Source organism: Clostridium sp. AF19-22AC (genome assembly GCF_003479085.1).
Taxonomy (GTDB): Bacteria; Bacillota; Clostridia; order Lachnospirales; family Lachnospiraceae; genus Faecalicatena_A; species Faecalicatena_A orotica.
The window spans coordinates 1-20,481 of record NZ_QUGN01000042.1 but is presented as its reverse complement, the minus strand read 5'-3'; the positions used below and the strand labels follow the sequence as shown (position 1 = coordinate 20,481).

14 protein-coding genes and 2 pseudogenes are annotated in these 20,481 nt (G+C 45.2%); 14 read left to right on the top strand and 2 right to left on the bottom strand.

The genetic code is table 11. From position 1 onward, the window contains the following. The first annotated feature begins 189 nt into the window (after window positions 1–189). From DWX43_RS26165 to DWX43_RS26140, 6 genes are all read left to right on the top strand, one after another. Entirely contained in the window at window positions 190–2,643 is a 2,454-nt protein-coding gene (locus tag DWX43_RS26165) for a helix-turn-helix domain-containing protein (protein ID WP_182440823.1), read from the top strand. Between the two features lie 193 nt (window positions 2,644–2,836). Further along, window positions 2,837–3,652 (top strand): alpha/beta hydrolase family protein, encoded by an 816-nt coding sequence (locus tag DWX43_RS26160; RefSeq protein WP_118622924.1) that lies wholly within the window; start codon window positions 2,837–2,839, stop codon window positions 3,650–3,652. Further along, complete coding sequence (locus DWX43_RS26155; protein WP_118622922.1) at window positions 3,633–4,268, top strand: alpha/beta hydrolase-fold protein; 636 nt, start codon at window positions 3,633–3,635, stop codon at window positions 4,266–4,268. Before DWX43_RS26160 ends, DWX43_RS26155 begins: the two co-directional genes overlap by 20 nt. 15 nt (window positions 4,269–4,283) lie before the next feature. Next, the gene (locus DWX43_RS26150; RefSeq protein WP_118622920.1) at window positions 4,284–5,672 is read left to right on the top strand and encodes an MFS transporter; all 1,389 of its coding nucleotides are present in this window, start codon (window positions 4,284–4,286) and stop codon (window positions 5,670–5,672) included. Between the two features lie 11 nt (window positions 5,673–5,683). Further along, window positions 5,684–7,927, top strand: a complete 2,244-nt coding sequence (locus tag DWX43_RS26145; RefSeq protein ID WP_243099481.1) for a glycoside hydrolase family 3 C-terminal domain-containing protein — start codon at window positions 5,684–5,686, stop codon at window positions 7,925–7,927. Window positions 7,928–7,944: 17 nt separating this feature from the next. Continuing rightward, window positions 7,945–8,730 (top strand): histidine phosphatase family protein, encoded by a 786-nt coding sequence (locus DWX43_RS26140; protein WP_118622916.1) that lies wholly within the window; start codon window positions 7,945–7,947, stop codon window positions 8,728–8,730. A 76-nt stretch (window positions 8,731–8,806) separates the two neighbouring features. Here the strand turns inward: DWX43_RS26140 and DWX43_RS26135 are convergent, their stop codons facing one another. Both DWX43_RS26135 and DWX43_RS26130 read right to left on the bottom strand, forming a co-directional pair. Continuing rightward, a complete protein-coding gene (locus tag DWX43_RS26135) occupies window positions 8,807–10,189 on the bottom strand; it encodes a Sapep family Mn(2+)-dependent dipeptidase (RefSeq protein WP_109734026.1) in 1,383 nt (460 codons plus the stop codon). Between the two features lie 17 nt (window positions 10,190–10,206). Then, window positions 10,207–10,899, bottom strand: a complete 693-nt coding sequence (locus tag DWX43_RS26130) for a GntR family transcriptional regulator (RefSeq protein WP_182440822.1) — start codon at window positions 10,897–10,899, stop codon at window positions 10,207–10,209. A gap of 286 nt (window positions 10,900–11,185) precedes the next feature. Between DWX43_RS26130 and DWX43_RS26125 the strand changes: the two genes are divergently transcribed. The 8 genes and pseudogenes from DWX43_RS26125 (at window position 11,186) to DWX43_RS26095 (ending at window position 20,073) form a co-directional block, all read left to right on the top strand. Beyond that, window positions 11,186–12,106, top strand: a complete 921-nt coding sequence (locus tag DWX43_RS26125) for an ABC transporter permease (RefSeq protein ID WP_109734028.1) — start codon at window positions 11,186–11,188, stop codon at window positions 12,104–12,106. An 11-nt stretch (window positions 12,107–12,117) separates the two neighbouring features. After that, window positions 12,118–12,357 (top strand): annotated as a pseudogene (locus DWX43_RS27715) (ABC transporter permease); the annotation flags it as partial. 324 nt (window positions 12,358–12,681) lie between these two features. After that, window positions 12,682–13,341: pseudogene (locus tag DWX43_RS27710) on the top strand (ABC transporter permease); the annotation flags it as partial. Between the two features lie 22 nt (window positions 13,342–13,363). Continuing rightward, the gene (locus DWX43_RS26115; RefSeq protein ID WP_109734030.1) at window positions 13,364–14,371 is read left to right on the top strand and encodes an ABC transporter ATP-binding protein; all 1,008 of its coding nucleotides are present in this window, start codon (window positions 13,364–13,366) and stop codon (window positions 14,369–14,371) included. After that, window positions 14,371–15,342, top strand: a complete 972-nt coding sequence (locus tag DWX43_RS26110; RefSeq protein ID WP_148481968.1) for an ABC transporter ATP-binding protein — start codon at window positions 14,371–14,373, stop codon at window positions 15,340–15,342. The genes DWX43_RS26115 and DWX43_RS26110 overlap by 1 nt, the downstream gene beginning before the upstream one ends. Before the next feature lie 14 nt (window positions 15,343–15,356). Continuing rightward, on the top strand, window positions 15,357–16,451 hold the full coding sequence (locus DWX43_RS26105) for an aminopeptidase (protein ID WP_118622912.1): 1,095 nt from the start codon (window positions 15,357–15,359) through the stop codon (window positions 16,449–16,451). A gap of 14 nt (window positions 16,452–16,465) precedes the next feature. Then, complete coding sequence (locus tag DWX43_RS26100; protein ID WP_118622910.1) at window positions 16,466–18,469, top strand: alpha-amylase family protein; 2,004 nt, start codon at window positions 16,466–16,468, stop codon at window positions 18,467–18,469. After that, window positions 18,466–20,073: a peptide ABC transporter substrate-binding protein gene (locus DWX43_RS26095; RefSeq protein ID WP_109734034.1), complete on the top strand. Its 1,608-nt coding sequence runs from the start codon at window positions 18,466–18,468 to the stop codon at window positions 20,071–20,073. Before DWX43_RS26100 ends, DWX43_RS26095 begins: the two co-directional genes overlap by 4 nt. Window positions 20,074–20,481: the final 408 nt, after the last annotated feature.

The window sequence follows — 20,481 nt, the reverse complement described above, 5'->3', positions numbered from 1 at the left end:
GGATGGAAAGATTCTTTGTATGCGGTTTTGAAGGTATATATACAGATGGAATGAGGGAGACGGTACCAGTAGGTATCGTTTTTTGTAATATACAGGTGATGGTACAACAGGATATTTTGAGAATTTTCTGAAAACGGACCGCAAAAGGGTCAGACCCCTTTGCGACTTGTGATCATGGGGGATGGTTCGATGCATGAACTGGTGAGGTTTATTCTGAATGAGGAAGAAGAGAGGCAGCTGCACTGGAGCGGCAATCTGAATATGCTGCTCGTCCTTCGGGGGAAGTGTGCTTTTAGCTGCCACGGAGAGCTTGCCCCTATGAAGGCCGGTGATTTATGGGTGGTGAATCCACTCTGCCTTTACCAGATTTTAAGAGAATCTGAAGCGGATATTCTGACGGTTTCCTTTTCTAAAGAAGCGACAGAGGGAATGAAGCTGGGAAAGGAATGGGAGATCTTTTGCCGCAGTGACCAGCAGGAGGAGAATGACAGGGAAGCTTTTCAGGAATTGCGCCGTTTGGTGGCGGACCTTTTTGAAGTTTGTGTGAAAGAAAAAAAGAATGACAGCCTTCTGGTAAAGAGTTATGTATGTCGGATACTCTATTTTCTCGGGGAGGGATTTGCGGTAAAAAGTTCTTTGGAAGGAGGAACGGAGGACCATTCTCTGGAGCGGCTCAGCCGTATTTTGAGGAGGATACATGAGGATTATGCCCAGCCGCTTACGTTGAAGCAGGTTGCGGAAGAAGAATATCTGTCCATGAATTATTTGTCCAGATACTTCCAGAAGAAGGCGGGGATCGGATTTAACCAGTATCTTAACCAGGTACGCCTGCAGGCAGCCGCCGGGAAACTACTGAATACAGCACTTTCTGTGACCGAGATTGGACATCTGTGTGGTTTTAAAGATGCAACACAGTTTATTAAGAGATTTCATGAGTTTTATAAAATGACACCGGTGAAATTCAGAAACCAGATGTTGGTTCAGAAGGAACCAGATGAAAGAGAGCAGGAGTTATTCTATGAACTGTTGAAATATAAGAGCCAGGAAACAATACAGGGACATGGTATCAGGGAACGCGCCAGAAGCAGAAAAATAAATGTGGATGTGTCAGTCAAAGGAAAACGGCTCAGACATCATTGGAAAACACTGGTGAATATCGGGTTTGCCAAGGAAGGTCTGTCGGCTGTTATTCAGAACCAGCTTCGTACAATCCAGAAAGAAATTGGCTTTCAGTATATTCATTTTCACGGACTGCTGGATGATGATATGATGTTGTATAGAGAAGAGGAAGACGGTACCCCGGTCTATAATTATAAGTATACAGATATGTTGTTTGACTTTTTCTTGTCTATCGGTCTGAAACCTTATGTGGAATTGAGTTTCATGCCCTCGGTATTGTCAAAAGAGTCTAAAAAAATATTTATTAAATCTGTAAACATGGGGATGCCGAACAACATGGAGAAATGGTGTGGCCTGGTGAGAAATCTTACTGTTCACCTAATGGAGCGTTATGGGGAAGAGGAAGTATTGTCGTGGAGGTTTATACCGTGGACAGGGCCAGTCAGTTATTCATATTATGGGAATTATGAAATAACAGAATATTTTGAACTATACAGGAAATCTTTTGAAGTGTTAAAGTTGGTTCATCCGGAGATTCAGGTGGGCGGACCGGCTATGGATTCCTATTATATTTGGGAGGATGGGGGATTTTACGAGCAATTTATAGAGTATACGGAAAGGACACACTGCAGTCCGGAATTTCTTGCTATAGACCTTTATCCTTCTAAGAAGGGTGAGAAGGAGGAAGGGGAAGAAATTGTTCTAATCGAAACACCGGAGGCATTTTCCCGGGTGACCAGCTGGGATGAAAAGTATATCGGGCATTTACTGGACCGTCTTGAGAAGTACCATAAGAAGAGGGATGGGAAAGTGCCGGAGATTGTATTCGTTGAATGGAATTCTACGATCTGGCAGAGAGATCTGACGAATGATACCAGTTTCAAGGCGGCATACATTGCAAAAAGCCTATTGGAGAATTATGACAGGGTGTCTGCTTTTGGATACTGGGGATTGAGTGATTATATCGAAGAAGTCGCTCCCGCACAGGAAGAATTTCATGGCGGTTTTGGCTTGTTTACGTGCCAGAGTATTAAGAAAAGCGGATATTACTGTATGGAACTGCTTGCAAAACTGGGAGATTATATGGTTGCCAGAGGAGACGGATATTTTGTCACGAAGAAAATATCCGGACAGATCCAGATTTTCCTTTATAATTGTGTACATTTTAATAAACTTTACCGTTACAGGCATCTGAATGGTGTAGACAGGATGCACCGGACAGGGGCATTTCTGGATGGAGAACGAATCCGGTATCAGCTGCTCATAGACGGGATTGGGGATTGGGAGTTTATTAAGATGCGTGAGTACACGATTAGTGATAAAAACGGAAGTGCCTTTGAAGCGTGGATAAAGATGGGGGCGCCTTCATCTCTGACGGCGGAAGAGGTCCTGTATCTACAGCAGAGTACGGTTCCTGCATACCAGTGTATGCTGCTGTCAAACGAAGAATTCCGTCAGCTGGAACTGACGCTTCCACCGCAAAGTGTGAAGCTTATTCTACTGGAAAAAGCAGATTCTCAATAGAGAGTCTGCTTTTTTTGTATATAAATATACTTTTTAATAGTGAAAAATTATCCTTATGGAAATAGTATAGCAAAATGCTTAATTTGGAGGATAAAAAATAAAAGAAATTATGCAATAATACGAAAGAAAACAGGCTATCTTACTTTCAGTAAAAAAAATATAATGAAGTCATCAAAACAAGGAGGAAATAAAAATGGCATTGATACATTGTTCATTTGGTTCAGATTCCCTGGGGATGACGACTGACATTCATGTGATTCTGCCGGAAGTAGATGTAAAGGAAGGGGAAAATGATGTGCGTTTTCCAACCCTGTATCTTCTGCACGGGGCATCCGATAACTATTCAAACTGGATTCGTTTTACAAGTGTAGAGCGTTATGCTGCGCAGCATTGCATTGCTGTGGTAATGCCGGAGGCGGGTTTAAGCTTCTACAATAATATGCCTATGGGGTATAACTGCTATGACTATGTAGCAAAGGAACTCCTGGCATTTACAAGGGCGATGTTCCCGCTGTCAGACAAAAGAGAGGAGACATTTATCGCAGGGCTTTCAATGGGAGGATATGGCACAATGCGGATTGCACTGAATAATCCAGAAGTATTTTCAGCGGCAGGGACATTTTCCGGCGCAGTAGACCTGACATCTATGAGCAGTACGTCGGTTGGTTTTATGGATGAGGCACAGACACAGTTTATGATGGAACGCGCTTTTGGAGTGAAGGATTCAGGCAGTCTGAAGGGAACAGACGCGGACCCCATCCACCTTTTAGAGGGATTTAGAGAATGCAGGGAATGTATGCCGAGGCTTTATCAAAGCTGTGGTACAGAGGATTTCCTTTATGCACAGAACCAGGCATTTAAAACAGCAGCAGAAAAGGCTGGTCTTCCGGTTCACTATGAAGAGTGGAAAGGGGACCATAACTGGCCGTTCTGGGATGTAAGCATCCAAAGATTCTTTGATTGGCTGAAAAGTGAGGAGGGAACAGACGATGGCATGGATTCAATGTAATTATCATTCAGATATATTGGGGAAAACGATGGGGATGGAAGTAATTATACCTGAACCGGATATTTTTTATAAACGTGAGGAGCTTTTAAAAGTAGGCAGATTCCCAGTAGTCTATCTGCTTCATGGCAGGAATGGCACCGGCATTGACTGGATACGCAATACATCGGTGGAGCGTTATGCAATGGAAAATCAGACAGCAGTTGTTATGCCGAGTGTGGACAACGGTTGTTATGAAAATATGGGAGGCAGCGCGTATTGGACCTATCTGACAGAGGAAGTAAAGGCAAAGGCAGAAGCTTATTTCCCGGTTTCCAAACGAAGAGAAGAATGTTTTGTGGCCGGAGCAGGAGAAGGGGCTTACGGGGCATTAAAGTGGGGCGCTGAATTTCCGGGCCGGTTCCATACGGCTGGCTGTATCTCTCCGGTATGGGAGGACGAACAGAAACTGAGAGAATGTCAAAGGAAATACCGGGAGCATGAAGGACAGGACAGAAAATTGCCGGAACTTCTGGAATATGCAGAAGCTCCGCAGGAGGATGGGGAATATTGTGACAGAAGCTTAGGAGAATTGTTCAGGGCACTGCCATTGCCCAGAAACTTATATAAGAACTGGTAGAGGAGGGAACCTGTTATGAAACAGATGCGTTCTGACATGGAAAAAGTAGGGATAGGTGAAAAGTTTGCCTATAGTCTGGGTGATTTCGCGAGTAATTTGATTTTCGCGCTGGCGTGCTCACTGATTACATATTTTTATACAAATACAGTGGGGATTTCTGCAGCTGCTGCAGGTTCCGTGCTGATGTTCTCACAGATTTTTGACGGAATTTCAGATGTGCTGATTGGATTTTTGATAGACAGGACAAGGTCAAAATACGGAAAAGCACGTCCGTGGCTGCTGTGGATGGCAGTTCCTTTCGGAATTGCCTGTATTCTGCTGGTATGTGTGCCTAGAAATGCAAGTATGGTTGTAAAGATTGTTTATGCGTTTATCACATACAATTTAGTTATGACAGTCTTCTATACTGCAATTAATGTACCATATGGTGCGCTGAACACCTTGATGACAAGAGACCAGTACCAAAGGTCTGTTATAAACATCTGGCGTATGACAATGGCAATGCTCGCAACGATGGTTGTGACTGCTGTCACACTGCCAATTATCAAAAGTCTGGGCGGTGATCAGGCAGCATGGATTAAGACGATGGTCATTTATGCTACGCTTGCTGTAGTAATGTTCCTGATATGTTTTAAGTGTACAAGAGAAAGAGTAACGGAGGAACTGGGAGTTCAGGAACAGGTTCCGGTAAAGAAAGCATTAAAAGCAGTTGTTAAAAATAATTACTGGCTCCTGCTGATCGGTGTTTGGCTTCTTTATGCAATCAATACGACATTCAGCGGAACAACAACAGTATATTATGCACAATATATCCTTGGAAATGAGACTCTCATGGGTCCGATCAATATTGCGCTGAATCTTCCGGCCGTTATCGGAATCCCGTTCATGGCACCACTGATTAAAAAGTTTGGAAAGAAACCGCTGGCAATTGCCGGATGCTGTATTACCCTGTGCGGCTGTCTGCTGATGCTGGTTCAGCCGGAAAATCTGACAATGGTTGTCGCTGCAACACTTGTAAAAGGTCTCGGTACCGTTCCATTCTGGGCAGTTTTATATGCTATGATGGCGGATACAGTAGAGTACGGGGAATGGAAGACAGGAGTCAGGACAGAAGGCCTTCTGTACAGCGCATCTACCTTTGGCGCAAAAGCGGGTGCCGGAATAGGAAGTGCAATTGTAGGTGCAATCTTAACGGCCAATATGTTCAATGGTATGCTTGAGGTTCAGCCCCAGTCGGCGGTTTCTGCAATTTCCTCTATGTATCTGTACGTTCCGATCGTTATGGTGGCACTTCAGATTGTGTGTCTGGTTTTCTATAAACTGGATAAAGAATATCCGCAGATTATGGCGGAACTCAAGATCAGAGAAGCAAATGCAAGGAAGAAAGCAGAGGGTATTGAATAATGGAAGAAAAGATGGAATCAAAATTACAGGAACTTACAATAGAGGAAAAAGTAGGATTACTGTCAGGGGCGGATTTTTGGACAACAAAAGAAGTGAAACATGTGAATCTTCCGTCATTTATGATGACAGACGGACCGAACGGGCTGAGGAAACAGGTTACGTCTTCAGACCATTTAGGGATGAATGAAAGTCTGCCTGCTACTTGTTTTCCTATGGCTTGTGCATTGGCCTGTTCCTGGGACCGGGAACTTCTGTACGAGATAGGGAAAGCTCTTTCAGAAGAATGTATTGCGGCAGATGTCGACATCCTGCTGGGACCGGGCGTAAACTTAAAGAGAAGTCCCTTGGGAGGAAGAAATTTTGAGTATTTTTCTGAAGATCCCTATCTGACATCACAGCTTGCTGCCAGATATATCAGGGGAGTACAGGAAAACGGTACAGGGACATCGCTGAAGCATTTTGCGGCAAATAATCAGGAAACGAGAAGAATGGTATCGGATTCTCTGGCAGATGAGCGCACATTAAGAGAACTGTATCTGGCCTGCTTCGAAAGTGTCGTGAAAGAGGCGAAGCCTTGGACTGTGATGTGTTCTTATAATAAGTTGAACGGTACCTATACGTCGGAGCATGATTGGCTTTTGAATCAGGTGCTGAAAAAGGAATGGCAGTATGACGGGGCAGTCGTTTCGGACTGGGGTGCGGTAAATGAAAAGGTAAAATCTGTACAGGCGGGGCTTGATCTGGAAATGCCGGGCAACCAGGGAAAAAGCGACAGGATACTTCTGGAGGCAGTAAAGAATGGTGAGATCAGCGAAGATAAGATAGACGAAGCCGTGACAAGGATACTGCGCCTGTCTGACCATATCCTTGAGGCGAGGGCACAGAAGAACGTGCCGGTTTCGGCGGAAATAAATTGGGAGACCCATCATAAACTGGCCAGAGAAGCAGCCGGGGAAAGTATGGTTCTCCTGAAAAATGAGAACAAGGTACTGCCTCTTGCATCTGGGGAAAAGATTGCTGTTTTAGGAGAACTTGCGTCCGACATCCGTTATCAGGGAACCGGAAGCTGCAAGGTACATCCTTACCACGTGGACAGCCCGTTTGAAGAAATAAGGGTATATGAGCCTTCGGCTGTGTTTGCAAAAGGCTACCTGCTGGACGGCGGTGATGACGGGCTGCTGCTGGAAGAGGCAGAATCTGTAGTGAATGGCTGTGACAAGGTTATCATATTTGCAGGATACCCGGAACGGGCTGAGAATGAAGGTGAGGATAAAGAGGATATAAAACTTCCGCATAATCAGACGGAGCTCATCCACCGGATTACCCGGATTCATCCTGCAGTGATTGTCGTATTATGTAATGGATCACCAGTAGAAATGCCGTTTTCCAATGAGGCAGAAGCGATTCTTGAGACATATCTCGCAGGTGAGGCAGCAGGCGGTGCGGCTGCGGATATTCTGTTTGGTAAAAAGAATCCGTCAGGAAAGCTGCCAGAATCATTTCCAGTAAAGCTGGAGGATAATCCATCGTATCTGAACTTTCCGGGAATGCAGAACAAAACAAGATATGGAGAAGGGATTTTTGTAGGATACAGATATTATGATAAAAAGAACATAGAGCCATTATATCCGTTTGGTTACGGCTTAAGCTATACAGAATTTAGTTACAGTAATTTATCTGTCAGTGCTGTGAAAGAAAATACCGTAGATGTGACACTCGAAGTGCAGAACACAGGAGACATGTATGGCGCAGAGGTAGTCCAGATTTATGTACAGAAAAAGGGAACGGGAATCATACGGGCCGTGCAGGAACTGAAAGGCTTTGAAAAAGTCTGGCTGGAGGCCGGAGAGAAAAAGCAGATCACGATCCACCTGCCAAAAGAAGCGTTCCGCTATTATGATGCCGAAAACGGATCATGGCAGGTAGAATCCGGCGAATACGAGATACTTGTGTGTGCATCCTCCAGAGATATCCGGATGAAACAGGCCATCGTTTTGGAAGGAGATGAGCTGCCCCGGTGCAAATGTGATAAGAACAGCACAATTGCTGAGATTTCCAGAAGTCCCGAGGGGAAAGCTGTACTCGAAAAATGGATGAAGTGGTGCAGTGATAAAGGGTATCCGATTTTTACTGAAGAACCGGAATTTATACAGAATGCCTATGATACTACACCATTGAGATGGGTGAAGATGCTTTCGGGAGGCTGCTTCACAGAGGAAATGATAGAGGATGTATTAAGTCACTGTAACAGATAGAAAGGAACTGAAGAAATATGAAAAAAATAATCGCAGTTTTACTTACAGCAGCTTTATCTATCGGTTTATTCGCCTGTTCTTCCGCTGAAGAGGCAAGTGGACCGGATACCATTACCATGTATATCGTGCGTCATGGGAAAACAATGTTTAATAATACCGACCAGATGCAGGGATGGTCAGATACTCCCCTGACCGCAGAAGGGGAAAAACAGGCAGATGCAGTTGGAGTCGGAATGAAAGATATAAAGTTCACGGCAGCATATTCATCAGATCTGGGCAGACAAAGGGCAACTGCCAAGCACATACTTAATCAGAATAAAAACGATGTTCCTGAACTTGATGAAATCATAGGACTTCGGGAATATGGGTTTGGCGGATATGAGGGGAAACCGATCCATGAATTATGGGACCCCATATATGAAGCTTATGGCCTGAAATATGATGAGGAATGGAGCCAATATGCGGAACTGATGGAGCATCTTACTGTAGAAGACCTCCAGAATGAAATTGCTGAAAACGACCCAACAGGCACAGCAGAGACATATGAAGATATCACCACACGGTGTCAGGAAGCAATGGATGAAATCGTGAAAGCGGCAGCGGATAAAGGCGGGGGAAATGTACTTGTAGTTTCAAGTGGAAGTTTAATCCCTACAATGCTTGAGGTGATTGCCCCGGGACAGGTTGGAGAAGATATATCACTGGATAACTGTTCTGTAACTATTGTAGAATATGAAGATGGTAAGTATACAGTGAAAACAGCCGGTGATATGAGTTATGTAGAAAAGGGTATGGGAAAATAGATTCGATAAACAATTCTAAAAACGGGGCGCAAAGGGGTCTGACCCCTTTGCACCCCGTTTTCAGAATATTCAGTATTTATTCTGTACTTGCCAATGCCATCATTGCATGGGCAAGTATTTTTGTGTCGAGAATTAGATCTTCGATATCAATATACTCGTCCGGCATGTGCATGACACTATCTTTTTCTGGAAATTCGATTCCAAATGCGACTGCATTCGGAAGTCTTCTGGCATATGTGCCGCCACCGATTTTCATAGGGGGCCTGTAGTCCCCGGTGAAATCTCTATATGATTTAAGCAGCTTGGCTACGAGTTCGCTGTCTTCCGGGACATACAGACCATCTACAAACTTTGTCTTATCCGCGCATATGATTCCACTTCCTGAAATTCTGTCATTGATCGTATCTTCGATTTCTTTGCGGGTCGTACTGAGCGGGGCCCGGACATCTATCTGCATTTCAAATCCCTCGTGTGTCCATTGCATGACACCAACGTTGAGGGTCAGGGTGCCGGATTCGTCTTCACGCATGAGGCCCAGAGATTCTCCATTGTACTCCAGCTTAAACATATCATACAATAAATGTATGATTTTATGGTCTTCTTCTTTCAGAGGCAGTAATGTAAGCAGGTAAATCAGCCCCTGCAGGGCATTCTTTCCGCTTTCCGGGTGCGAGGAATGGCTGGCCTTTCCGAACACTTCTATCTTGGTTCCTTCTTCTGTCCCTGAAAGTTTGTAATCAAAACCGGCTGCTTTCATTGCATCATCAGCCAGTTCTGCAACCGTGGACATATCATACGGCACGATGGCTGAAGCCAGCGGCGGGACGATATTGACTCTCTCCCCGCACTGAATTGTGATATCAGAATCCAGCTTGCACTCATAGTAAGCATGGTAAATATTCTTTTCCGAGTTGACAAGCGGATAATCCGCATCGGGGGAGAAGGACATTGTCGGAATCTCTTCCACTTCGCGGTAGTGGTCAATACAGGTCAGCCCGCTTTCCTCGTCACACCCCATGATGAGCCGTAACCTGCGGTTCAGAGGGATTCCGCATTCTTTTAAAGCAAGCATTGCAAAAAATGAGGCAATGACAGGCCCTTTGTCATCCATTGCCCCCCTGCCGTAAATCCGGTCCGCATCGATTGCACCGCCGAAAGGAGGGTGTGTCCAGCCTTCCCCTGCAGGTACGACATCCAGATGCGCGAGGATTCCGACAAGCTCTTCTCCATAGGGCTCAGACTCTATAAATCCGGCATAGCCGTCTAAATTCTTAGATGTAAATCCATAAGTCTTCCCTAATGAAAGCATATAGTCCAGACAATCTGCGATACCTTTGCCGAAAGGCATATCCTCTGAGGCCGGCAGATCTTTCACACTTGGGAACTCCAGCAGGGAGCAGAGGCTCTCAATAATAAGCTCCTGGTGTGAGTCAATCCAATCATTCAACTGTTGGTTCATCTTCGTAAAATCCTCCTTTACTCTTGGTCCTTAATATGTTTTTGAAATAATTCAATATCATACTCCAGCATATCCTTATAGCTTTCCTGAATAAATGCAAAATCCTTGTCATGCAGTCCCCGGACGATATTGCGGTGGAATTCTATACTCTTATTATCCTCCGGAAATCCTCCCGACATTGACCAGTAATTATCCAGTGTATCAGTCATATCGGAAATCATATTTTTTAATGTCGCATTCGGGGACAGCTCATACAAATATTTGTGGAACCTCAGGTCTGTTTCATGAAAAAGAGTGCCACTGGTTCCCTCGGAATCCATATTTGCTATGAGCAGGTCAAGGGCAGTGAGCTGTTCTTCTGTTATTGTATCCACTACTTTACTGGCAAGCAGGATCTCGAGTGCGATCTTGATTTCAAGTGTTTCCTGATAATTTAACTGGGTAAACTGCAGATACACGGAACGGGCGGAACAGTCACAGGCAATAAAAGAACCGATACCGGTGTGTACTGTAATGACTCCCTGTGTTTCTAAAAAGCGTAATGCCTCCCTGACAGAGTTACGGCTGATTTTCAGGGATTCGCTTAATACGCGTTCACTGGGAAGCTTGTCCCCCACTACTAATTTTTTATCTTTTATGTATTCCATAATAGAGTCTGCGATCTGGATATAGAGAACTTGTTTTCCAGTTTTCTTTATAGGGGTCAACATAAAATTATCACCTCCACGTTTAGTATAGTCTAGTATAAATGAAAAAAAATATATTTGCAATATTTTACAGGGACAGAATTTGTCAGAAATATACATAATATCTAATAGTATTGACAAAAATCGGTTAATAAAGTATGATTAGCACAAAAGAGTATTGGTAGTACCAGTACTACCACATGTAAAACACACAAAATAAAGACGATAATTAAAGAAAGGAGTGTACAGAATATACAGTTCATGAAAGAGGAAGCTAGATAGAGGGATTTAGTAAAGGAGGAGTGTGGAGATGGCAAAATACATATTGAAACGCTGTGTTTCGATTATTGTCACCTTGTTTTTAGTTTGTACGATTACGTTTATCATGATGAAGGCTGTACCGGGAGGTCCCTTTACAACAGAGAGGAACCTGCCCCAGAATGTACTCGAAGCCCTGGAGAAGAAATATCATCTGGACGACCCTGTCTGGAAACAATATGTTGACTATGTGAAAGGTGCGGCTACTTTTGATTTTGGACCATCCTTCAAAAAGGACGGTGTCATGGTATCAGACATGATCGCACAGAGCTTTCCGGTCTCTGCAAAGCTGGGACTGGTTGCACTGGCAATCGTGATAATACTGGGTATTCCTTTTGGAATCATAGCCGCTTTAAAGCAAAATAAATTTCCAGATTACCTGACTACGGTATTCGCAACATTGGGGATTGCGATACCGACGTTTGTTCTGGGAACTCTGATCCTGTATGTGTTTGGTTCCAAGCTGGGATGGATACCAACACATGGATTAGATTCCTGGAAAAGTTATATCGGGCCGTCCATTTCCCTTGCGGGATTTTCACTTGCATATGTACTGCGGCTGACCCGTTCGAGCATGCTGGGGGTATGCGGGCAGGATTACATACGCACGGCGAGGGCAAAAGGACTGCCGGAGCGGAAGGTGATTTTCAAACACGCTTTAAAAAATGCATTGATCCCGGTTGTTACATATATAGGGCCGATGACAGCAGGCATTATGACAGGCTCGTTTGTGACCGAAAAAATATTTGCCATACCGGGCATGGGAAAGTTTTATGTTGAGGCAATCAACAACCGTGATTATACCGTAATCATGGGAACGACCATGTTTTATGCAGCAATCGCGGCAATTATGATTCTGGCGGTGGATATTGCCTATGCATTCTTGGATCCGCGCATTAAGTTTCAGGATTAACGGAGGGCAGGATGGAAAATACAGCAAAGCACATTACACGAAAAGATGTAGAACGAGTCTATTTTACCAACAAGGAATCACAGGATATTACCCGCCCGAGTCTGACATACTGGCAGGATGTCAGAAGGCGTTTCATGAAAAATAAGCTTGCGATACTGGGGTCAGTGATTATTGTCCTGATGGTATTATTTGCAGTATTTGGATATGCACTCACCACCCAGAATTACTACAGCCAGGACCTGACGATGACCAATATACCGCCCAGGCTTGAGGCTTACCGCATGGATGAGGATACCCTCCTGTATGTAAATTCAGAATACAGTCTTTATACTCTGGACGGCAGCGGGAAACTTAAGGAGAGGGTAGAGGCGGAAGATGAAAATAAGATGATGCGGGAAAAGGTATACGACGTCGGCGGGAAAAAGGTCGTACTCAATTATTCCGGCGCGGCAAAAGCGGCGAAGGCGAGAAAAGACGGTGACATGAAACTCGCAAATTCTGTGGAAAACTTCACACTTAAAATTGACGGGAAAACACCGGAGATGGAAAAGGTGTGGAACAAGACGTACCGCCTTGGTACGGATTATCTGGGAAGAGATATGCTTGCAAGGCTTGTATACGGGGCAAGGATTTCCCTTCTTGTAGCATTGATTGCAACCTTTGCACAGTTCTGTATCGGTGTTCTTTACGGGGGCATCGCAGGGTATCTGGGCGGCAGGGTGGATAATATCATGATGCGTATTGTCGATATCGTCAGTACGGTCCCGCTGACTTTGTATGTGGTGCTGCTGATGGTCGTGATGGGACCCGGTATCAAAACAATCATCATTGCCCTTGGCTCTGTTTACTGGGTAGACATGGCACGTCAGGTGCGCGGCCAGGTGCTGAACATCAAACAGCAGGAATTCGTTCTTGCGGCAAGGACGATCGGTGCATCGGGAAAACGGATTATGCTGAAGCACCTGATCCCGAATGCCATGAGCACGATTATCGTTACCCTGACCATGAACATTCCGAGTGCAATTTTTACAGAATCATTCCTCTCCTTTATCGGACTTGGTATCAGCGCACCGGCGGCATCCTGGGGAACACTGGCCAGTGATGCTCTCGGGGGATTAAGAAGCTATCCGTACCAGCTGCTGCTGCCTTCTCTGTGTATCTGCCTGACAGTATTGGGATTTAACTTCCTTGGAGACGGCCTGAGAGATGCACTGGACCCAAAACTTAGAAAATAACGTAAAAGCAGGGAGAATGATTATGAGTGAGATGATATTACAAGTCAACAATCTTGAAACATCGTTTTATACACATGTCGGAGAAGTCAGGGCGGTAAGGGATGTCAGTTTTTCTGTAAAAAAAGGCGAGATCCTTGGGATTGTAGGGGAGTCCGGGAGCGGCAAGAGTACGGTTCTCCTGTCGATTATGGGACTGCTCCAGCACCCGGGAAAAGTCAAATCCGGTGAAATTATTTTCGAGGGTGAGAACCTGACGAAGAAATCAAATCGTGAGATGCAGCATATCAGGGGGCGGAAAATTTCTATGATTTTTCAGGACCCGATGTCCTCTCTCAATCCGGTATTTACCGTTGGAAACCAGATTGCTGAGACGATCATGACACATGAACATGTATCCAGAAAGGATGCAAATAAAAGAGTACTCGAATTGCTGGAACTCGTCAGGATTCCTTCCGCAAAATCAAGGATAAACTGTTATCCCCACGAATTTTCCGGCGGGATGCGCCAGAGGGCGATGATTGCACTTGCACTGGCCTGTTCACCGGAGATGCTGCTGGCAGATGAGCCGACTACGGCACTTGATGTGACGATCCAGGCGCAGATGATGGATTTGCTGCGGGACATCAGAAAAGAGACAGATACGACCATTATTCTTGTGACACATGATCTGGGCGTAGTTTCTGAGATGTGTGATTTCGTGCAGGTAATGTATGGCGGAAGGCTGATGGAGGAAGCTCCGAGCAGGGAAATCTTCGATACGCCGGGGCACCCTTATACGAAGGGGCTGCTGCGGTCGATACCGAATGTGAAGAAAGGCAGCAGGGAACGGTTGAAACCGATCGAAGGTTCTCCGCCGGATTTGATCACCCCGTTTGACGGATGTCCTTTCGCTTTCCGGTGTTCCCATACAATGAACCTCTGTATGGAGGCGTGCAGCAGCGAATGGAAAATTGGGGATAAACACAGGTGTGCATGCCATCTCTGTAATCCCGAGGTCAGGGCATTACTGGAGGAAGGGGGAGAAAATTGATGGAAAAGCAAGAATTGCTGCAGGTAAAAGGGCTTAAGAAATATTTCCCTTTGAAGAAAGGCTTCGGCAAGGGGAAGACACAGTATGTAAAGGCAGTAGACAATGTCAATTTCTCGATCTACAGGGGGGAAACCTTTGGGCTGGTTGGAGAGTCCGGGTGCGGAAAGTCAACTACGGGGAGGACGCTGATTCGCCTCTATGATGTGACCGAGGGAGAGATTTTATTCGACGGGACTGACATCAGCCGGATGAAGGAAAAGGAGCTTCTTCCTTACCGGAAAAAGATGCAGATGATTTTCCAAGACCCATATTCCTCACTGAACGCAAGAATGACAGTGAGCGATATCATTGGGGAACCGCTGGACATCCACAGGCTGGCATCAGGAAAGGAACGTCAGGAGAGGATTGCCCAGCTTCTGGAAAACGTAGGACTGAAGCAGGAGCACTCGAACCGTTACCCGCATGAATTTTCAGGAGGCCAGAGGCAGCGCGTCGGAATTGCAAGGGCGCTGGCAGTGAATCCGGATTTTATTATTTGTGACGAACCGATATCTGCACTGGATGTGTCCATTCAGGCACAGGTTGTGAATATGCTGGAGGATATCCAGTCAAAGTATGGCATTACCTATTTATTTATTGCACATGACCTTTCTATGGTAAGGCATATTTCGGACAGGATCGGTGTCATGTATCTGGGACAGCTGGTGGAGATCGCGGAAAGCGACGAGCTTTATGAAAATCCGCTGCATCCATATACGCAGGCGCTGCTGTCCGCAATACCGAATCCGTACAAGGATAAACATAAGGAACGGATTATGCTGGAGGGCGAAGTGCCCAGTCCTATTGATCCGCCGAAAGGCTGCCGGTTTGCATCCAGATGTAAATATGCCAAGAGCGTTTGCAATGAAGCAGAGCCACAGCTGAAGGAAATGGGCAGCGGGCATTTTTGTGCATGTCATTTATATGATTAAGGGAGGAGATTAAGATGGACCAGAGAATGAAAGAACTGGCAGGACGCCTTGTGCGCTACTGTGTGGATGTGCAGCCGGGGGAAAAAGTGCTGATCGAAGCGAATGAGGCAGATACGACCCCGTTGGTTGAACTTTTGATTGACGAAATTTATGCAGCGGGGGCCCAGCCATTTGTGCAGTATGAGATTGCATCTGTGAACAGGAAACTTTTGAGACAATGTACGGAAGAACAGATGCAGCTGCAGTATCAGGGCTACGCGGATATACTGAAAAATATGGATGCTACAATCGGCATCAGGGGGATGCTGAATGCGGCCGAGATGTCTGATGTCCCGAAAGAGGGGATGGAGTGCTACTCCAACGCGAGGGCAATGCTCAGGCAGTACAGGATGGATAAGAAGTGGGTACTCTTACGTTATCCGAACCATGCGATTGCGCAGCTTGCAAATATGAGTCTCGAGGCTTATGAAGACTTCTATTATAGTGTATGCAATCTGGATTATGCAGAGCTGGAGGAAAAAGCAATGCCCCTGAAAAAGCTGATGGAGCAGACGGACAGGGTACATATCACAGGACCGGGAACGGATCTTGAATTTTCCATTAAGGATATACCGGTCGTGCCATGCTGCGGAAAGATGAATATCCCAGACGGGGAAGTATTTACGGCGCCTGTAAAGGATTCTGTAAACGGATTTATTACCTTTAATCTTCCATCTGTTTTCCAGGATATCTGTTTTGAGAATATCAAACTGGTTTTCAAGGACGGGAAAATTGTGGAGGCAACATCGAACCACACAGAAGAACTGAACTGGATTCTGGATACGGATGAAGGGTCACGCTATACCGGTGAATTCTCTTTTGGAATCAATCCAAATATCCGGAAATGTACGAATGACGGCAGTGTGGATGAGAAAATGTGGGGAAGCATCCATCTTACGCCAGGGAACTTTTGTGACGGCGCAAGCAATGGGAACGAGTCAAAGATACACTGGGATATGGTCCTCGCCCAGACACCGGAATACGGCGGGGGAAAGATTTATTTCGATGACGTGCTGATCAGGGAAGACGGAAGATTCGTACCGGAAGAACTGCAGGGGTTAAATATTTAAAAAAGGAGATAGATATGGAAGAGACACTTAAGTACAGACAGGTTCATCTGGATTTCCATACCAGCGGGCTGATTCCGGATATTGGAGCGGATTTTGACCCGGAAGAGTTTGCGGAAACCGTAGAAAAGGCACACGTAGACTCTATCACTTGTTTTGCAAGATGCCATCATGGCTGGCTATATTATGACTCAAAGGCAATGCCGGAGAGGATCCATCCGAATCTGAAGAGGAAGAACCTGCTGAAAGAGCAGATTGATGCCTGCCATAAGCGTAATATTAAAGTGCCTGTTTATACCACCGTGCAGTGGGACGAAAAGATTGCACATGAACATTATGACTGGCTGTGTGCGGAGGAATCGGGTGCTCCATTCCGCGTGTCACAGCTGCAGCCGGGATTTTACCGCAATATTTGTTTGAATTCTCCTTATGTAGAGTTTTTCAAAGAGCATTTAAGAGATATCTTTGATTGTCTGGGAGAGGTGGATGGCCTGTTTCTCGATATTCTGAATATCGGACCATGCTGCTGCAATCATTGTATGGACAGCATGAGGAAACTGGGACTGAACGTGGAAGATGAAAAGGTTAGATATGAATTCGCGCAGACTGTGTTTGACCGCTTTCAGGCAGAAATCACGGCATTTATCCACGAGATTCAGCCCGGCTGCCCGGTATTTTACAATGTAGGATTTATTGGGACACAGCACAGGAAAAATAAAGATACCTTTACCCATTTCGAGATCGAATCACTTCCCGGAGGAGCGTGGGGGTATGGTCATTTCCCGCCTACGGCAATGTATGCGAGGACACTGGGGCTTCCGATGACGGGGCAGACAGGCCGTTTTCATCTGGATTGGGGAGACTTTTCATCCCTGCGTTATCTGGCATCCCTGCAGTATGAATGTTTCCGGGCGCTGGCGTATGGCTGCGGGTGTTCTATCGGGGACCAGCTGCATCCAAACGGGAAGATGAATAAACACACATACGAACTGATTGGCAAAGTATACAAAGAAGTGGAAGAAAAGGAACCCTGGTGTAAAGGAGCCGTACCTGTTACAGAGGCAGCAGTCCTTGCGCCTATGGAGTTCAAAGGTGCGTCGTCTTCCTTTGTTGTGGATGAACTTTCCGGTGCAGTGAAGTTTTTAAATGATATTTGTATACAGGCTGACGTGATTGACTCTCAGGCAGAGTTTGAAAAGTATAAGCTGCTTATCCTGCCTGACAGTATTGAGCCACTCAGTCAAGAGGCCGCGGCAAAAATACAGGCATATGTGGAACAGGGCGGGGCGCTGATCAGCTCCTACCATTCCGGAATCATGCAGGACGGCAGCACGGCGGCATTTCTGCCTGCTGATATAAAAGGCGATGCTGAATATTCCCCGGACTTTATTGCTATGACTGGAAAAGTGGCAGCAGGGATCCCTGATATGGAGTTTGTTATGTATGAGCGGGGGGCCAGTTTAGAACCCAGGGAAGGATCAGACGTTCTGCTTGAGACGATGGTTCCTTATTTTAACCGGACATGGGAGCATTACTGCAGCCACAGACATACACCGTGCAGCTACCAGTATGGCCCGTCGGCACTGGTTCAGAAGGGACGTGTTTACCAGTTTGCACATCCGGTTTTTAAGATTCAGGAGGAATATGCAACCGAATGGGTGAAACAGCTGCTTAAAAATGTAGTATATGAAATTCTTGGCACCCCTCTTGTTACGCACAATGGTCCGTCTACTCTGGACCTGAAGCTGACACACCAGCCGGATCAGGAAAGGTATGTACTGCATGCCCTCCACTATATTCCGGTGAGAAAGGCAAAGAAGATGGAAATGGTAGAGGATGTGATTCCTCTGTACGGCACAGAGATTGCCGTGCGTGTGGATGCACCTGTAGAAAGCGTAACTATAGTGCCGGGACAAAAGGAAATAGAATATTTTTCTGATGAGGAGGCAGGAAAAATCACCTTTACAGTTCCGGAAATCTGTGGTCACGAAATGATAGAAATTAAAGGAGGAAAATTATGAAAAAGGTCATATCAGTTTTATTAGCAGTAACACTTGTGGCAGGTACGTTGTTCGGATGTTCATCCGGGAAGAAGGATTCCCCGGAAGATAAGGGCAAGACGGAAGATACGGGCAGCAAGGAAAAATCAATTACGTTCAATATAGGTATGGAGCCGACGACTCTTGACCCGAGCCTGAACAGTGGAAATGACGGAACTTTAGTACTGAATCATATGTATGAAGGACTGATGATTGAAAAAGACAATGATTTTGTATGTGCGGCAGCCGAAGATTATGATGTCAGTGATGACGGAAAGGTGTATACCTTCCATTTAAGAGATAACAAGTGGTCAGACGGGGAACCAGTCCGCGCGCAGGATTTTGAATTTTCTTGGAATCGTGCACTGGATCCGGAAGTGGCATCCACTTATTCCTGGATTTTTGAATCCGGCGGCATTGAGTCTTATAAGGCAGTAGATGATAAGACATTTGAAGTAACTCTGAATTCCAATAACCCGGTATTCCTGTCACTTCTTGCTAATACGACATTCTTCCCACTGCGTGAGGATAAGGTGGATTATCTGAATGGTGCATGGGCACTTGATCCTGAAAAGGTTGTCACAAACGGTGCATATAAGATGACAGAGTATAAGGCTGGCGACCGTTTAGTAATGGAGAAAAATGAAAACTATCATGATGCTGCTAATGTAAAAATTGATAAAATCATTGCTTTGATGATTGTAGACCAGACAACAGCACTTACTGCTTATGAAGCAGGGGACATTGATGCAATCACAGAGGTTCCGCCGGCAGAGAAACAGCGTCTTCTCAATGAGGACCCGAATTTTATGGTCAGCCCATTGAACGGCACGAATTTCTATGCATTTAATACAGCGAAAGCTCCGTTTGATGATGTGAACGTACGCAAGGCCTTGTCCTACGCAATTGACCGCAAGGCAATCGTGGAAGATGTCCTGAAAGGCGGAGAGCAGCCTGCACACTCCCTGATACCGGGCGTAATCTATGATAGTGACGGAAAGGTATTCAATGAGGTGAGCGGAGACTACGGTATTCCGGAGGATGACAGCAAGGTTGAGGAAGCGAAACAGTTACTGGCAGATGCCGGCTATCCAAATGGGGAAGGTTTCCCAAAGACAGAACTGCTCTACAATACAAATGAGAAAAATAAGGCTGTTGCAGAGGCTATCCAGCAGCAGTGGAAAGAAAACCTGAATATTGATGTAACATTAGTAAACATGGAATCAGCAGTATTCCACCAGACCAGAGTTGCCCATGACTTTGATGTCTGCCGCGGTGGCTGGTATGGAGATTATAATGACCCGCTTACACATCTGGAGTTATATACAAGCGATAACTCTATGAACTATGCAAGCTGGTCCAATCCGGAATACGATAAGCTGATCACAGAGGCGAAAGGTTCTACCGGAAAAGAACGTTTTGATAAGTTCTATGCCGCAGAAAAACTTCTTATGGAAGGGTATGCTTATATGCCAATTTCTTATGACGTGTACACCTGCCTGATCAATCAGGACAAGATCACAGGATATGAGATTCTTTCTACAGGAGTATATCGCTTTATCAATGCAGATGTAGTTGAAGAATAGAAGGAAATATTGAGAGCTTTAGATTTGTGAACGGATAACTGCCGCTGCCTGGACTTGACAGCGGCAGTTATTGGATGTTTGCAGTGCTAAAGCTCTTTTTTAAAAATCTGGATCTGGATTAAATCTAGATTAAAAAACTAAATAAGTATTGACAGAGGGATGCCGGATGTGGTAATCTAGTCAAGCTGTCGCTTGAAACAGTAACTTTTCTTGATTAACAGATGCTGAAATTCAATATGTAAAGAGTAAATTCTGATTTGCATATCGACCTAGAAAGCAGATGAAAATTAAAGATGAAAATTAAATAAAAAAGTTGTTGACAAATACCGACAGGTTATGATAATATATTAAAGCTGTCGCTTGAGGAACTGGTAAAAACCGGAACCGATGACGAAAAAGAAAATGAAA

Excerpts from the sequence above, each read along its gene's own strand:
- DWX43_RS26145 (WP_243099481.1), top strand. The coding sequence starts at position 5,684 with ATGGAATCAAAATTACAGGAACTTACAATAGAGGAAAAAGTAGGATTA.
- DWX43_RS26135 (WP_109734026.1), bottom strand. The coding sequence starts at position 10,189 with ATGAACCAACAGTTGAATGATTGGATTGACTCACACCAGGAGCTTATT.
- DWX43_RS26105 (WP_118622912.1), top strand. The coding sequence starts at position 15,357 with ATGGACCAGAGAATGAAAGAACTGGCAGGACGCCTTGTGCGCTACTGT.
- DWX43_RS26150 (WP_118622920.1), top strand. The coding sequence starts at position 4,284 with ATGAAACAGATGCGTTCTGACATGGAAAAAGTAGGGATAGGTGAAAAG.
- DWX43_RS26095 (WP_109734034.1), top strand. The coding sequence starts at position 18,466 with ATGAAAAAGGTCATATCAGTTTTATTAGCAGTAACACTTGTGGCAGGT.
- DWX43_RS26130 (WP_182440822.1), bottom strand. The coding sequence starts at position 10,899 with ATGTTGACCCCTATAAAGAAAACTGGAAAACAAGTTCTCTATATCCAG.
- DWX43_RS26125 (WP_109734028.1), top strand. The coding sequence starts at position 11,186 with ATGGCAAAATACATATTGAAACGCTGTGTTTCGATTATTGTCACCTTG.
- DWX43_RS26140 (WP_118622916.1), top strand. The coding sequence starts at position 7,945 with ATGAAAAAAATAATCGCAGTTTTACTTACAGCAGCTTTATCTATCGGT.
- DWX43_RS26115 (WP_109734030.1), top strand. The coding sequence starts at position 13,364 with ATGAGTGAGATGATATTACAAGTCAACAATCTTGAAACATCGTTTTAT.
- DWX43_RS26100 (WP_118622910.1), top strand. The coding sequence starts at position 16,466 with ATGGAAGAGACACTTAAGTACAGACAGGTTCATCTGGATTTCCATACC.
- DWX43_RS26160 (WP_118622924.1), top strand. The coding sequence starts at position 2,837 with ATGGCATTGATACATTGTTCATTTGGTTCAGATTCCCTGGGGATGACG.
- DWX43_RS26110 (WP_148481968.1), top strand. The coding sequence starts at position 14,371 with ATGGAAAAGCAAGAATTGCTGCAGGTAAAAGGGCTTAAGAAATATTTC.
- DWX43_RS26155 (WP_118622922.1), top strand. The coding sequence starts at position 3,633 with ATGGCATGGATTCAATGTAATTATCATTCAGATATATTGGGGAAAACG.
- DWX43_RS26165 (WP_182440823.1), top strand. The coding sequence starts at position 190 with ATGCATGAACTGGTGAGGTTTATTCTGAATGAGGAAGAAGAGAGGCAG.